Below are 15,067 nucleotides of genomic sequence, written 5' to 3' on the forward strand. Positions count from 1 at the left end.
GAACAGGGCGGTCCCCCTCTCGTCGAGGGGGACCGCCCTGTTTGCATCGCTCACCGGGCCGCGCCCGAGGGGGCGCGGGGCCGCATCGAATCCGCGGCCCCGCCGCGCGGGCGCGACCGGCCACGACCGGCCGTCACCCACGGCGCCCCCGTGCAACGGCGCTCCGGTGAACGGCGTTGCAAGCGCAGCGCTTACTTGCCCTTGGCCGCTTCCTTGAGCTTGGAGCCCGCGGTGACCTTCACGCTGAACCCGGCGGGGATGTTGATCGGCTCGCCGGTCTGCGGGTTGCGCGCGGTACGAGCGGCACGGTGGGTGCGCTCGAAGGTCAGGAAGCCGGGGATGGTGACCTTCTCGTCGCCCTTGGCGACGATCTCGCCGACGGTCTCGGCGAACGCGGCCAGCACGGCGTCGGCGTCCTTGCGGGTCACCTCGGCGCGGTCGGCCAGCGCGGCCACCAGCTCACTGCGGTTCATGTTGTTACTCCCGTGTTTTCTTGCCGTTGGGGTGTGCCACGCGGCGGTCATGCCCGCGGCACTGCGATGCCGATGCGCTCGCGCCCAGGGACGCATCCTGCCCCTACCTGCGGCGGGAAAGCCAATCCGGCACCCGTAGGAGTCGTGAGAACACCCTGGGGAGTCACACGAACAGCGCCTGATCGGCGTCACCCTAGAGGGCGCCCGGTACCAGGTGGTTCCACGACGCGCCGGTGCGGGGGGCCACCGTGGTGATCCTCACAGCCCCCGGCACCGTACGACACGCCGTGGTCGGGCGGTCTTCCCTGGTCAGGCGGTTGCGCCGACCGCCTTGGCGGCCTCGCGGACCGCTCCGGCGACGGCGCCCGCGACCCTGTCGTTGAAGACGCTCGGAATGATGTAGTTCGGGTTCAGCTCGTCCTCGCCGACCACATCGGCGAGTGCCTTGGCGGCGGCGAGCATCATCTCAGTGTTGACGGTACGGGACTGCGCGTCCAGAAGGCCGCGGAAGACACCCGGAAAGACCAGCACGTTGTTGATCTGGTTGGGGAAGTCCGAGCGGCCGGTGGCCACCACCGCGGCCGTCTGGCGGGCGATCGCCGGGTCCACCTCGGGGTCCGGGTTCGCGAGCGCGAACACGATCGCGCCGTCCGCCATGGCGGCCACGTCGTCGCCGTCCAGGACGTTCGGGGCCGAGACGCCGATGAACACGTCCGCGCCGCGCACGGCCTCCTTCAGGGTCCCGGTGAGGCCCTCGGGGTTGGTGTTGTCGGCGATCCAGCGCAGCGGCGAGTCGGCCGGGGCGTTCACCAGGTCCGTGCGGCCCGCGTGCACCACGCCGTGGATGTCGGCGACGACGGCGTTCTTGGCGCCCGCCGCGAGCAGCAGCTTGAGGATGGCCGTACCGGCCGCGCCGGCGCCGGACATCACGATCCGGATGTTCTCGATCGCCTTGCCGGTGACGCGCAGCGCGTTGGTCAGCGCGGCCAGCACGACGATGGCGGTGCCGTGCTGGTCGTCGTGGAAGACCGGGATGTCCAGGGCCTCGCGCAGCCGGGCCTCGATCTCGAAGCAGCGGGGCGCGGAGATGTCCTCCAGGTTGATGCCCGCGAAGCCGGGGGCGATGGCCTTGACGATCTCCACGATCGCGTCGGTGTCCTGGGTGTCCAGGCACAGCGGCCAGGCGTCGATGCCGGCGAAGCGCTTGAAGAGGGCCGCCTTGCCTTCCATGACGGGCAGCGCGGCCTTGGGGCCGATGTTGCCGAGGCCGAGCACCGCGGAACCGTCCGTCACGACCGCAACCGAGTTGCGCTTGATGGTGAGGCGGCGGGCGTCCTCGGGGTTCTCGGCGATCGCCATGCAGACGCGGGCCACACCCGGCGTGTAGACCATGGAGAGGTCGTCACGGTTGCGGATGGGGTGCTTGGACTGCATCTCGATCTTGCCGCCGAGGTGCATCAGGAACGTACGGTCGGAGACCTTGCCGAGGGTGACGCCCTCGATGCCGCGCAGCTTCTCGACGATCTCCTCGGCGTGGGCCGTGGAGGTGGCCGCGATGGTGACGTCGATACGGAGCTTCTCGTGCCCGGACGCGGTGACGTCGAGGCCGGTCACCGAGCCTCCGGAGGACTCCACGGCGTTGGTGAGCTGCGAGACGGCGGTTCCGCTCGCGGGCACCTCCAGCCGGATGGTCATCGAGTAGGAGACGCTGGGCGCCGTTGCCATGGCCGACTTCCTCTGCTTTCACCGTGTCGCGAGTTGTGCCGTCCGATCGTCGCACCTACCGATCAGTACGTGGTAGTCGCCCTCGGTTGCGGACGTTTTGTACACGCTCGATGACCGGTCGGTACGCAGTTTCGGAAAACGACTTCCACCATACGAGAGTTGACGGGCATAAGAAAGAGGCCCACGCCACTTGATCGTGACGTGGGCCTCCCACACTGACGACACCGGCCCGCCATGCTCGCCTCGCGGCAAGTGGTCCCTCGAAGGGACGAAGGTTGGGCCCGGGGGCTTGGATCGGGCCGGTGCCGTACCCAGGCTAACAAACGGATGCCGGATGCCATTCCCCCCAGCGGGAGTTCGCCGGAAAACTCAGTCGCGCAGCAGGTCCGGGACCCCGGCCGCGTCCGGCTCGTCCCGCTCCCCCGAGACCACCGTGAGCTGCTGGGTCGCGCGGGTGAGCGCCACGTAGAGCACGCGCAGCCCGGCCGGGGACTCGTCGGCGATCTCCGCGGGCGAGACGACGACCGTCGCGTCGTACTCCAGGCCCTTGGCCTCCAGGCTGCCGAGCGCCACCACCCGGTCGCCGAGCCCGGCCAGCCAGCGTCTCGCCTCCTCGCGCCGGTTCATCGCGACGACCACGCCGACCGTGCCGTCCACCAGCCCCAGCAGCCGCTCCGCCTCGGCCCGCACGGTGTCCTGGAGGGACTCCCCCACGACGGTGAAGCGCGGCTCGACCCCGGTGGACCGCACGGCCCTGGGCGACTCGGCGCCGGGCATGGCGAGCGCGAGCACGCGGGCGGCCAGGTCGGCGATCTCGGCGGGGTTGCGGTAGTTCACGGTGAGCTGGAAACGGCGCCGGGGGCGGCTGCCCAGGGCCTCGTCACGGGCCTCGGCGGCCTCGTCCGGGTCGGACCAGGAGGACTGGGCCGGATCCCCGACCACCGTCCAGGTGGCGTGCCGGCCGCGGCGGCCGACCATGCGCCACTGCATCGGCGTGAGGTCCTGCGCCTCGTCCACGATGACGTGCGCGTACTCGGTGCGCTCCTGCGCCAGCCGCTCGGCCCGCTCCCGCTGGGTCTCCTCGCGCACCGGCATCAGCTCCTCCAGGCCGGTGAGCTGGTCCAGCGGGTCGAGCTCCCGCTTCCTGCGGGGCCGGGCCGGGGCGCCCAGGATCGCGTGGAGCTCGTCCAGCAGGGCGATGTCGTGCACCGTACGGCCGTCCCGCTTGAGCGAACGGGCCACCTTGCGCACCTCGCCGGGGTTGAGGATGCGGCGCGCCCAGCGGCCGAGCCGCTTCTCGTCGGCCATGGCGTCGAGCACCCGCGCCGGGGTCAGCTCCGGCCACCACGCGTCCAGGAAGCCGATGAAGGCGTCCTCGCCCGTGATGTCCTCGTCGAAGGAACTCCGCAGCTCGGCGGCCAGCTCCGGGTCGGTGTGCCGGGCGCCGGCGCCGGACTTCGCCCACAGGGCGTCCAGCAGCAGCTTGCGGGCGCGCGGGCGCAGCAGGTTGACGGGGGCGGTGCCGCCGAGGGCGGTACGGCGGATGTGGTCCAGCTCCTCGGCCTCCAGTTCGAGCCGGCGGCCGAAGGCGACGACACGGAGGCGGGTGGGGTCGGCGGCCTGCCGCGGCGCGCCGTCGTCCTCGTCGTGGCCCGCCCGGACGGCCGGGCCCAGCTCCAGGGCGCCCCTGGCGGCCTTCCGCAGCACCTTCAGCATCCGGTACGAGCCCTTGGCGCGGGCCACGGACGGGGAGTCGTACAGCGTCGCCTCCACGCCGTCGACCAGCGAGCCGATCGCCCGGATCGCGACCTGGCCCTCCTCGCCGAGCGAGGGCAGCACGCCCTCGGTGTAGGCGACGAGCAGCGGGGTCGGGGAGACGATGAGGATGCCGCCCGCGTACCGCCTGCGGTCCTGGTAGAGCAGGTAGGCGGCGCGGTGCAGGGCGACGGCGGTCTTGCCGGTGCCGGGGCCGCCCTCGACGTACGTGATCGAGGCGGCAGGGGCCCGGATGACGAGGTCCTGCTCGGCCTGGATGGAGGAGACGATGTCCCGCATGGTGTGGCCGCGGGCCTGGCCGAGGGCGGCCATCAGGGCGCCGTCGCCGATGACGGGCAGCTCCCGGCCGTCGAGGTGGGCGGTGAGCGAGGGCCGCATCAGGTCGTCCTCGACGCCGAGCACCCGGCGCCCCTTGGAGCGGATGACACGCCGGCGCACCACCCGGCCGGGCTCCACGGGGGTGGCCCGGTAGAAGGGCGCGGCGGCGGGGGCGCGCCAGTCGATGACGAGCGGCGCGTAGTCCTCGTCGAGGACGCCGATGCGCCCGATGTGCAGGGTCTCGGCGATGTCGGCGGTGTTGTCCTCGCGCACCGCGCCCTCGGCCGGCTCGACCGCCGTGTAGGCCCCGTCGGGCCCCTTCTTGCCGTCCTTGCCGAGCAGCAGGTCGATCCGTCCGAACAGGAAGTCCTCGAACTCGTTGTTGAGGCGGTTCAGGTGGACACCGGCGCGGAAGACCTGCGCGTCCCGCTCGGCGAGCGCGCCGGGGGTGCCGACCTGGCCGCGCTGGGCCGCGTCGTTCATCAGGAACTCGGCCTCGTGGATCTTCTCCTCGAGCCGCCGGTACACCCGGTCCAGGTGTGCCTGTTCGACGCTGATCTCTCGGTCGCGCACGGAGTCCTGTGCGTCGTGTTCCGAGCCGACCGCGGAATGCTGAACCTGAGCGGCCACCGGGCCCCCTTCTGACGTGCTGGGCAGCCGTCAACCGTACGCGAAGGGGGCCGGACGAGGCTACGGCACCCACCGGTCCGGTGCCTGGATGTGGGGGGCGGGGGTGCGCGGGTGCGGGTTTGCGGGTGCGCGGGCGCGGGTTTTGCGGGTGCTCAGGCGCGGGGCGCGGGGCGCGGGTGCGGGTGCGCAGGCGCGGGTTTGCGGGTGCTCAGGCGCGGGTCGCGGGGCGCGGGTGCGCAGGGGCGGGTCGCAGGTGCTCGGCACGGGCGGTCAGGCGCGGGCCACGGATGCTCGGGCACGGATACCCATCTGCGGTCTCACATCTGTGGTCTCACATCTGTGGTCCCGTGGGTGCTCAGGTGCGGGTGAGGGCGGCACGGCGGCGGTGGCGGGCGACCCGCTCCCGGTTGCCGCACACCTCGCTGGAGCACCAGCGCCGGCGGCGCCCGCGGGAGGTGTCGAGGTAGAGGAGCGGACAGTTGTCCCCCTCGCACTCGCGAAGGGCGGCCCGCGCGACGGGGTCGGTGAGCAGCTCCACCGCGTCGCGGGCGAGCAGCGCGAGCAGGGCGGCGGGTCCGGGCGGCGCGACCAGTTCGCGTACGAGCATCCCGTCGCCGCGCCGTACGGCACAGGGCACCGGGGGCACCCCACGGGCCACCTCGTTGACCCGCGCGAGCGCTCTCCCGTACGACACCGGGCCCCCGGTGCGCCGCACCAACTGACCTACGTCCCTGCGCACTTCCTGAAACCGCGCCACCCACGACTCATCGGCGTGCGCGAGCCCCGTACCGGCCGGAACCAGCCCGGCCTCCTCGATCCAGACGCACAACGCCCCGACGGAACCGAGCCGTTCACCGGGATGGCTGGTCGCCAACAGATCCAGACATACCCGTCCGGCATCGAACCGCAGCACCATGTGCCTGTCACCGCCTAGGCATACGGGGAGTCGTACAGACCGCTCGCTCCCACAGTGCCCGCCCAACCGACCCGCCGGAACCCCTCGCGCCGGCACCGGTCGCCCTCAAGCGGGCGGGATGTCTGGTTGGCGTGGAAGAAGTTGCCGGAGTCGTGAGCGCGCGTGAAGTGCGGTGCCGGTACCGGGCGTTCCTGCCCGCCGCGCCGATCCCGGAGGGCACGCCGGGCCGAGGTGTGCGCCGCGTGGTCGAGATCGCCGAGCCGGCTCCCGCCGCCGACGCGGGCGGTCCGGGCCGCCGGCTCGACATGGGCCCACCGCATCGGCGCCTGATCGAGGGCGAGCGCACCGTCCACCAGGCACAGCCCCGACCCGCTGCGCCCGCCCCCGGCGACGCCGTTCTCTCACGGGAACGCGAGCATGGTCCGCACGTCCGTCACGAACGGTGTCAGGCATGGCCCGGCTGCCCTGGCCCTCGTGCCCCGCCCTGCCGCCGACGCACTCACGTTCCGGGTGGGCCACCAGCTTGATTTCTACGGTTCAGGTGTGCGTCGATGTGACCCAGCCGTTGCCAGGCGGTGGGGTCGGTGCCGTCGCCGAGCGGGTAGTGCAGAGCGGGCCGAGGGGCGGGGCCGAGCCGGGTGGGGGTTTGGTCCGGCAGGGCGTCGCGGGCATGGGCGGCGCCGAGGGCGGCCACGGTGTCGGGGCCGAGGGTGAGGGAGATGGGGATCGGCGGTGGTTCGTAGTGGGCCGGAGCGGTCAGGTCGGCCCGCCCCGCCCGCAGTTCGCTGATCATGGTGGCGAGGTTGTGCCTGGCGGCGAGGGTTTCGGCGAGTTGGGGCAGCAGCGCGAGCGGTGCCCGTTCGTCGGCGGCATACCCGACGGCGAGGGTGAGCTGCTCCTCCACACCCCGTGGTGTGTGGGCGATGCGCACGGTGGCGATGGCGGAGCGGTCGGCGGCGCCTACGGCGACCGCCCAGGTGGGCCGGGCCTGGCGGGCGCGGCTGCGGGCCAGTTCGGTCAGTTGCCGGGGCGACCAGGGGACGTTGACGGGTTCGGCGCCGGCCCATCCGGCGGGCGGCGATCCGGTGAGGATCTGCCAGGCGTCCTCCACAGCACCACCGAGTACGAGGTGCTCGTGGACGGGGTGGACGGTGCGGATGGACACCAGCAACTGCCGTTCACCGGCCCGGCCCGGCGGTGGCTGGAAGGCGTCCGCGATGCGGGGGCCGTCGTCGGCGGCCGGGGTGAAACGTCCGTCGTGCCAGCGCAGCACGGCTCCGGACAGGCCGTCGTAGTAGCCGTTCTCGGGGTGGCGTACGACCCAGCGCGCGGGCACCCGTTCCAGAATGGTGCGGGCGGGCAGGCTCAGCCGGGTGCGGGGAGAGGTGACGAGGTACAGCTCCCGCCGGCCCGCCCCCGCGGTTCGCACCGCCTCGGTCAGCCATGTCGTGGCGGCGACGACGGGGCGGTCGCAGATGACGATGACGCTCTTGTCGGTGAACACGTCCGCATCGGTCAGTACGCCCATGTCGGCGGGCGGAGCGGTCACCGCCTCCGTGTCGGGGACGGTCACGACGTCGGTGTGGGCGGCTTCCCGCGGCCAGGTGGCGCCGCCGAGCAGTGTGGTCAGCCGTCCCGCGACCGAGCCGGCGAGCAGCCTGGCTTCCGGGACGGTGGTCGACGCCCGCACCTCGGTCCACCACACCGGCGCATCCGCCTGAACGCCAACCCCTAGCAACCGCTCCGTCTCGCCCGGTACTTGCAGGTAGCGGGGCGCCTCCACGGAGACCAGAAGCCGCCCATCATCCGTGCACAACTGGGCGACGGCCCCTCCACCCGCCCGCCTCACCCGCAGATCCGGCCCACCGGCGTGCAGCGCGGCCAGCAGTGTCTTGCTGTCCGGCAGTTGGGGAGTGAGGGCGATGACGTCCTGGGGCATGTCCTACTGTCCGAAAAAGGGTGAATTACGTCGCGACGTCCCGAAGCCCCGCCAGCGGGTCCCGGCCGTTTTCCTCTGCGTATTGCTTCCAGAAGGGTACGACTTCGTCGGGACATGCCTGCGCATAGTAGTCCCAGAAGTCGAGCAGGACCGCCAACGCGGTATCCAGAGGGAACTCGCCCTGCACATGCTCCACGAAGTGGTTTTCGATCGCCAGCCCCTGGCGACTGAAGGTGGCAGTGTGAGCGTTTCCGTCCATCTCCTCCGGAGCGAAACCCGGATCCGCCTGAGCCAGCCTCACCAAGTCGATCGCTTCCAGAATAGAGTAACCAGAAAGCTGGATATCGGCGGTCACCCAGCCCCCCAGAACCGATAGCTCCTTTGGACCGGTGAAGTTCGGCACACCGAATTCATCGTCCCGCGCATAATATCGAGTGCGGATCATGCAGAAATCTCCTTCTGTCAATTATCGGGCATGATTGGATAGACGGTCTTCGCCTCGCCCGTGACGGGGTCAAAATAACCTTCGAAGGTTATCCCCTTGTATGTGCCCCTCCATTTGTAATTTTCAGGCTCGACCACTCTGCTGTGCTCGAAGGCTTTGGTCATCGCCCGTCGGACATCGCGCTCCGTCCAACTCGACGGAAAAAAAGTAGACTTGGCCCGCTTCATCACCCAGGTGCCGGTACGCGGGTCGCGCATCCACACATTGCCCGTCGTCAGTCCCGTCTTGTGATCAACCTTGAGAATCTTCGGCACCTTTACACCGTAGGGGTCGCGGCCGCCCGGCCGGAAATGATATCCGACGACCTTGGGCTGACCGTCCTTGCCGTACTTCAGCTCCCCCTTGAGTACGTGGTCGAAGGTGTGCTCGGGGATGTGACCGCTCGGCTCGGGGACATGCTGGCCATGGGGTGTTGTCGGGCCGTGATGGGGGCCTCCGCCGCCATGGCCCGTTCCGGGGCCGGGGTGGCCGCCGTGGTCCCCGGGGTCGTGGCCGGATCCATGGGTGCCACCAGTCGCACCGTGGTGTGTGGTGGGTACCGTCTTCGTTCCCGAAGCGCCGTGACCCGTATGACCAGGGTGGTGCGCAGCGGTGGGTACGTGGTGTCCGGCGTCGCCTCCCGTGTGAGTGGTGCCATGGGAAGCGGCGTCGGACGCGCGGCCTCCCACGCCGGCAAGTTCCCGGTCGTCCGATCCGTCGGAAGACACGCGCTCGGCGGCGGCAGGCTCGTGCGGGGCCGCGGCCAGGTCGGGTGTGCCGTCGGGTTTGAGGGCGACGAAGCGGCCGTCCTTGTCAACCCGGTAGCGGTCGCTGAGGTCGAGGGCGCCGTCGGGGAATTTGGTCTTCGGCAGCCGCAGGTGTTCGCTGACGTTCGCCAGCACCTCGGAGACCTTCGGCAGATCGGTCAGAGCCCTGGCCGCCCGCGCGGCACCGGAGACCGGGTCGAGGACATTCCCGACCTTGGCCACCGCACCGGCGGTTTCGACGAAGGTGCCCGCCTTCCCCAGCTTGGCGAGCGCCCCGCCGGCGCCTCCGACCAGCGTGAGAAGGTTGAAGCTGGTGACGGCGTGAGCGCGGGCCGGATCCTCCTGCCACTCGTCATAGTCGATGAACTGCTTGCCGAACTCCTTGGCATAGGCCTCGCTGCCGCGCTGCCAGTCCGACAGATCATCACCGAGGCCGACGACGTCCATGCCGTAGGCGTACGCGCCGACAAAGGTGCGCCTGAGGCCGTCCCACGTCTGCTCCCGTGCTTCGGGGCCGTTGGTGCCCACGATGTTGTTCTCGAAGGTGCCCAACCCGAGGAAGCCGCCCCAGAGGCTGTCCTTGACGATGCCGTCCCACGCCCAGCTCTTGGCGCCGTGGCCCCACCAGCCCAGACTCCAGCGCTCGTAGGTACGGTCCACCGGAGTACCCCACGGCAGGTCGGGCATGGACTCGAGCGTCTTGGCGCTCATGCCGTACGTGCCGCCCTCGTCGCCGATGGGGCGGCACATGGCAGGACTGATGGCGCCGATCGTGACCGCCGCGTCGTGCTCCGCCTTCTGGAAGCCCACGACAGCTTCCGCCACGCCGTCCATCAGGGCTTTGTGCGTGTCGACCTTGTGCTGGTCGTTCGTCCAGTGGTCGTCGCCCTCGATGCTGTCGGCGAAGGCGATCGCCTGCTCCTTCAGATGCTTCAAGCGGTCCGCGTGGGGCTTTGCCCCGCTGATGAAGGTGTCCAGGGCATCGGCGAGGGACTCGATGTGGCCGGCGAACTCGTCCGCCGTGTCCATCACCGGCTGGGTGGAGGAGAGAAGCTGATCGGCCTCCGGTGCCTGGTAGTACGCGGCCGTCGCCTGGAAGCGCGAGTGGACGTCCTGGCCGGCATCACGGATGCCGACGGCACGTTTGCGCAGATCGGTGACCGTCTTGGACAGGGCGCCGAAGTCACCGGTGTACTGAGGAATTTGGCCCGGACTGATCGCGTCGGTCACTGCCCGCCCCCACTGTGGCCGTGCTCTGGCTGCCCGCCCACGGCCCGGATTTCGGCCGGGGTGGGCGCCTTGGCCGCGTCGCGCTGGGCACGGGCGGCCATCGCCAGGTCACCGTCGACGTACGCACCGGTCGCCTTGACCGTCCCGTCCATCGTCTTCTTGATACGGGCCGCGAGGAACTTGATGGAGTTCTCGGTGTCGGACACGAAGTTCGCCACCGCGACACCTACCGGCCCCACCGGAGCGGCGCCGCAGTACGGGCCGCTGATCGTGCCCGCGGACCGCGCCGCCTCCTCGACACTCGTCCCATAGCCCTTGACGTCCTTGCTCAGGTCTTCGGCGGCCAGACCCACCAACGACAGAACGGACTCCACCCCGCCGGGACTGATGTCCCACCCCGTCACGTCAACCCCCGCCAGAACTCCCACGGATACGCTTCCTCAGCGCCAATCGGCACCGAGAGCACATCGCCGACAACGGAACAGCCATTAATAACAGACCAGTTGTCGCAGCCACCACACGTCTCAGGCCAAATGTAGCCATTCCCAACAAGGACGGTCCATCAACCGCTGACACCGGCGGGCGGCGGCACTACGGCACCCGGTCCGACGCCCACGACAGCACGACCGGACGTTCCGGTGATGTTCGCACCTCGCTCACCCCTCGTCACCGGCTTGCACCGCGAGGTTCAAGGTGAGTTCCGCGCTGGCCAGCATACGAATGATCTCGATGGGGCGGTTAGGTCGACCCGACGGGTCTGTCCGTCGATTCCGTTCGCCTCGATGTAGCGGAACCCGACCGACCCGGTTGAATTGCTCACGACGGTCCAATGCGCACCGCTTTTCCGGATGAGTAATTCGGCAACATAGGATGCCAAGTCCAAGTGCAGTGTGATCCAGTCGGGCTCCTCGAACTCATCAAGAGGAGCGCGGGACGCATATCCGCTATCTCATTGGCGTTCCGACGCCTCTCCTCGCTCCACCCCTGGAGGTCGGCCGCATCTGCGCTTACCACACCATTCCCTTTCACAGTCACTTGGAGATCGGCCCGTACTCGATGAAGATGACGCGAGCATGTATGAGGGTCCTCCTCACACGGCCCGCGTCCCCCCTCGGGATCGCGGTGAAAAGGCAAAGCGGAGCCAGCGATATGCGGGCATGGCAAAGGCCCCGCCGCTTCGACGGCGGATTCCAGGGGTCGTCGCAACACAGGTGATCAACTGGCTCTTGCCAGGAGCTTGGCGAGACGCTCGGCTGGGGTTTCCCAGTCGAGCGTTTTGCGTGGTCGGCCGTTGATTTCGGCGGCCACGGCGTCCAGGTGGGCTCGGGTGTGGACTGACAGGTCGGTGCCCTTGGGGAAGTACTGCCGCAGCAGGCCGTTGGTGTTCTCGTTCGAGCCGCGCTGCCAGGGGCTGGCCGGGTCGCAGAAATAGACCGGGATGTCAGTGGCGACGGTGAACTCGCGGTGGCGACCCATCTCGCTGCCCTGGTCCCAGGTCAGGGACCGCTTCAGATGAGCCGGCAAGGTCGTGACGGTCTCCACCAGGGCGTCTCGGACGAGCTCAGTGCCCCGGCCGTCTGGCAGGTGCAGGAGCATCACATAGCGGGTCGGACGCTCCACGAGGGTGCCGATGGCCGAGGCGCCGTCCTTGCCGATGATCAGGTCGCCTTCCCAGTGGCCGGGCACCGCCCGGTCCTCCGCTTCGGCGGGCCGTTCGCTGATCATCACCATGGGCTCGCGAAAGCTGGGCTGGCGTTGCTGTGCTTGGCGGCGGGGCTTGCGTCGGACACGCCCGGTCCGCAGTGCCTGAGCGAGTTCGCGGCGCAGTTCACCGCGGCCCTGGACGTAAAGGGCCTGGTAGATCGTCTCGTGGACCACGTGCATCTCCGGGCGCCTTGGGAACTGTGTCCGCAGAGCCTGGCAGATCTGTTCCGGGCTCCACCGTATTCCAGATGGCGCTGGATGAAGTCGTGCAGCTGAGGATTCTGGCCGATCTTGCCTGGCTTGAGCCTGGGCCGGCGGCTGTCCGCGCGGGCCTGGGCGGCGAAAGGCCGGTAGGCCCAGCGGGAAGAACCTGCCCGCACGGGAATGCCGTTGCGGCGGATCTCCCGACTTATCGTCGAGGGACTGCGGCCCAGCTCGGCGGCGATCTGCCGCACCGAAGCCTTCTCCCGCAGGCGGTCGGCGATATGGATGCGGTCGGCTTCGCGCAGGTACCGGGAGGCGCCAGACGACGGCACCACCGTGCACCGAGCCGGTGGTGCCGCCTTGTCCTTGCCGGACGGGTTGCGGCCATTCCGCCACCGCTTGCCCGTCCGGACGTTGATCCCTACGCGTCTGCATGCCTCGGTGCTGCTCAGGCCCTGATCCATGAGCCGGAAGTATTCCTCCCGCTCACGGACCAGCTTCCTGGGCCCTTGGGCCACTGTCCGCACCTTGCGGATCTCGAACTCCATCGCACCCCTTGAGCTGGGGTGTTGCGACGACCACTAGAACTCAAGGACAAGCGGCGGGGCCTTTGCCCACATGGGGTGCCCCCGGAGGGGTTCGTGGAGATGGCGGGAATCGAACCCGCGTCCAACGGTGCGGAATCAGGGCTTCTCCGTGTGCAGTTCGCTGTGATTTTCTCAGCCCCGGCGATCACGCGAACAAGTCGCCGACGGGCTCAGTCACTGTTTGATTTCCCTCTTCACCCCGTGACCGGGATCAAGGTTTAGTTCCCTAGCTGATGCCAGGATCCGGGTCGGGAACAGCCCCGGGCTGACACTTCGCAAGTCGCTACTTAGGCAGCGAGGGCGAAGGAATCGCGCTTGGTGTTGGCGATTATTTTTTTCGGCCTGTGGTTTACGAGATCATGGCCGCTTCCTCGACACGCTTCCCCTGCTTCGACAGCCGCTGTCGAAACCGATCATCCCCATGTTGTTTTTTCAAGGTGCGCACCGGGCTCGCGTCCGGTGCTGCTGCCATCGTACGGGACCAACGCGGGTCGATGCCAGCGTATTCCCCGCAGGGGCTACACCCCGCGCTGCCTCCGCTTCGCCGCCGCGATGGCGCGCTCCGACTCGCGCCGGTCCTGCTTCTCCCGCAGGGTCTGCCGCTTGTCGTACTCCTTCTTGCCCCGTGCCAGCGCGATCTCCGCCTTCGCGCGGCCGTCCCGGAAGTACAGGGCGAGCGGCACGATGGTGTGACCCGTCTCCTGGGCCTTGGACTCCAGCTTGTCGATCTCCTCGCGGTGCAGCAGCAGCTTGCGCTTGCGGCGCGCGGAGTGGTTGGTCCAGCTGCCCTGGTGGTACTCCGGGATGTGGGCGTTGTGCAGCCACGCCTCGCCCCGGTCGATCTGGACGAAGCCGTCGGTCAGCGAGGTCCGGCCCTCGCGCAGCGACTTGACCTCGGTGCCGGTGAGCACGAGCCCGGCCTCGTAGGTGTCGATGATCGCGTAATCGTGCCGGGCCTTCTTGTTCTGGGCGACGATCTTGCGCTTGCCGCCCTTCTCGCCGTCCCTGGCCTTGCCCGCCCCGCCGCCCTGCTTGGGCTGGGACTCCTTGGGTACGTACATTCCCTTGCTCATAGTGCCGTCCATTTTCGCACTACGCGGGGGGCCTGCGGCCAGCCTTTAATCGGCTTCGCCCAGGCCGGTGAGGACGGTCTCGGCGCGTCGCAGCACGCCGTCCCCCGCCTCCAGGTCCGGCGTGATGCCCCGGCCGTCGACCGCGTGCCCGGACGGGGTGCGGTAGTGGCCCACGGTCAGCTCGGCCACCGAGCCGTCGGGCAGGTTCGTCGGCATCTGGATGGAGCCCTTGCCGAAGGTGCGCGTGCCGATCACCACCGCGCGGCCCCGGTCCTGGAGCGCGCCGGTGAGCAGCTCGGCCGCGCTCATGGTGCCGCCGTCGACCAGGGCGACCAGGGGACGCCCGGTGTCCCCGCCGGGCGTGGCGTGCAGGGCGCGCTGGGCGCCGTCCACGTCGTACGTGGCGACCAGGCCGCCGTCGAGGAAGGCGGAGGCCGTGGCCACGGCCTCGGTGACCAGGCCGCCGGAGTTGCCGCGCAGGTCCAGGACGATCCCGGCCCCGGCCGGGGCGGCCCGCAGGGCCTCGCGGACGCGGGCGCCGGTGCCCTTGGTGAAGGCGGCGACCCGGATCAGGGTGGCCCGCGCGGACAGCCGGCGGACGCTCACCGAGTCGGTGGTCAGGGTGGCCCGGCGCAGGGTCCGGGTCCAGGCGCGGGTGCCGCGCTGGAGGCCGAGCGTGACGGTCGTACCGGCGGGCGCGTCGTCGGCGTCGCCGCGCAGCCGGGCGACCACCTCGGTGACCGGCAGGCCGTCGGCGCGGGCGCCGTCCACGCTGCGCAGCCGGTCGCCGGCGCGGATGCCGGCCGCGGCGGCGGGCGAGCCGGGCCGCACCCCGGTGACCTCGATACGGCCGTCCTGTTCGCGCGCGGCGGAGAGGCCGACGCCGGTGTAGCGGCCGTCGAGGGAGTCCTGGAACTCCTGGTACTCGCCCTCGGAGTAGACGGCGCCCCAGCGGTCGCCGCTGCGGCTGACGGCCCGCTCGGCGGCCTCCATCGGGGAGGTGCCGTCGGCCATCGCGCGGGCGGCGGCATCCCGGATGGACCGGACGGACTCGTCGCGTACGGACTCGTCGCGTACGGCGCTCACGGGCACGGGGGTGGTGGTCCGGGGTGCCGGGTGGTCGGGGTCCGGGAAGGCGCCGGTGACCGCCCCGGCGACGATGACTCCGGCGAAGACCAAGGTCAGCGCGGCCCCTTGGCGGGCGCGGTGAGGCGGACAGAGCGGGTCGCGGCCGGACATGG

10 protein-coding genes, 1 other RNA gene and 1 pseudogene are annotated in these 15,067 nt (G+C 70.1%); all 12 read right to left on the bottom strand.

Annotated elements, in window-relative coordinates:
• Positions 1–191 precede the first annotated feature (191 nt).
• Positions 192–473, bottom strand: coding sequence for an HU family DNA-binding protein (locus tag AC069R_RS01695; RefSeq protein ID WP_014673024.1), 282 nt, complete (start codon positions 471–473; stop codon positions 192–194).
• Between the two features lie 309 nt (positions 474–782).
• Positions 783–2,198: an NAD-dependent malic enzyme gene (locus tag AC069R_RS01700; protein WP_397985713.1), complete on the bottom strand. Its 1,416-nt coding sequence runs from the start codon at positions 2,196–2,198 to the stop codon at positions 783–785.
• Positions 2,199–2,567: 369 nt separating this feature from the next.
• On the bottom strand, positions 2,568–4,922 hold the full coding sequence (locus tag AC069R_RS01705) for a HelD family protein (RefSeq protein ID WP_478763612.1): 2,355 nt from the start codon (positions 4,920–4,922) through the stop codon (positions 2,568–2,570).
• Between the two features lie 355 nt (positions 4,923–5,277).
• Positions 5,278–5,838 (bottom strand): CGNR zinc finger domain-containing protein, encoded by a 561-nt coding sequence (locus tag AC069R_RS01710; RefSeq protein WP_478763614.1) that lies wholly within the window; start codon positions 5,836–5,838, stop codon positions 5,278–5,280.
• 499 nt (positions 5,839–6,337) lie between these two features.
• Positions 6,338–7,777: a DUF6177 family protein gene (locus AC069R_RS01715; protein WP_478763616.1), complete on the bottom strand. Its 1,440-nt coding sequence runs from the start codon at positions 7,775–7,777 to the stop codon at positions 6,338–6,340.
• A gap of 25 nt (positions 7,778–7,802) precedes the next feature.
• The gene (locus AC069R_RS01720) at positions 7,803–8,222 is read right to left on the bottom strand and encodes a hypothetical protein (RefSeq protein ID WP_478763618.1); all 420 of its coding nucleotides are present in this window, start codon (positions 8,220–8,222) and stop codon (positions 7,803–7,805) included.
• Between the two features lie 17 nt (positions 8,223–8,239).
• The gene (locus tag AC069R_RS01725; protein WP_478763620.1) at positions 8,240–10,258 is read right to left on the bottom strand and encodes an EndoU domain-containing protein; all 2,019 of its coding nucleotides are present in this window, start codon (positions 10,256–10,258) and stop codon (positions 8,240–8,242) included.
• The gene (locus AC069R_RS01730) at positions 10,255–10,662 is read right to left on the bottom strand and encodes a DUF6507 family protein (RefSeq protein WP_478763622.1); all 408 of its coding nucleotides are present in this window, start codon (positions 10,660–10,662) and stop codon (positions 10,255–10,257) included. The genes AC069R_RS01725 and AC069R_RS01730 overlap by 4 nt, the downstream gene beginning before the upstream one ends.
• Positions 10,663–11,473: 811 nt before the next feature.
• Positions 11,474–12,714 (bottom strand): annotated as a pseudogene (locus tag AC069R_RS01735) (IS30 family transposase).
• A gap of 91 nt (positions 12,715–12,805) precedes the next feature.
• Positions 12,806–13,174: a transfer-messenger RNA gene (ssrA, locus tag AC069R_RS01740) on the bottom strand.
• Between the two features lie 97 nt (positions 13,175–13,271).
• Entirely contained in the window at positions 13,272–13,814 is a 543-nt protein-coding gene (gene smpB / locus AC069R_RS01745) for an SsrA-binding protein SmpB (RefSeq protein ID WP_397987276.1), read from the bottom strand.
• A gap of 57 nt (positions 13,815–13,871) precedes the next feature.
• Positions 13,872–15,065: a S41 family peptidase gene (locus AC069R_RS01750; RefSeq protein WP_478763624.1), complete on the bottom strand. Its 1,194-nt coding sequence runs from the start codon at positions 15,063–15,065 to the stop codon at positions 13,872–13,874.
• Positions 15,066–15,067 lie beyond the last annotated feature (2 nt).

This window comes from Streptomyces sp. NPDC043952 (assembly GCF_056435325.1).

What these genes read in the sequence shown, in the direction of transcription:
- AC069R_RS01695 (WP_014673024.1), bottom strand. Translation starts at nt 473, where the DNA reads ATGAACCGCAGTGAGCTGGTGGCCGCGCTGGCCGACCGCGCCGAGGTG.
- AC069R_RS01700 (WP_397985713.1), bottom strand. Translation starts at nt 2,198, where the DNA reads ATGGCAACGGCGCCCAGCGTCTCCTACTCGATGACCATCCGGCTGGAG.
- AC069R_RS01710 (WP_478763614.1), bottom strand. Translation starts at nt 5,838, where the DNA reads ATGGTGCTGCGGTTCGATGCCGGACGGGTATGTCTGGATCTGTTGGCG.
- AC069R_RS01715 (WP_478763616.1), bottom strand. Translation starts at nt 7,777, where the DNA reads ATGCCCCAGGACGTCATCGCCCTCACTCCCCAACTGCCGGACAGCAAG.
- AC069R_RS01720 (WP_478763618.1), bottom strand. Translation starts at nt 8,222, where the DNA reads ATGATCCGCACTCGATATTATGCGCGGGACGATGAATTCGGTGTGCCG.
- smpB (WP_397987276.1), bottom strand. Translation starts at nt 13,814, where the DNA reads ATGTACGTACCCAAGGAGTCCCAGCCCAAGCAGGGCGGCGGGGCGGGC.
- AC069R_RS01750 (WP_478763624.1), bottom strand. Translation starts at nt 15,065, where the DNA reads ATGTCCGGCCGCGACCCGCTCTGTCCGCCTCACCGCGCCCGCCAAGGG.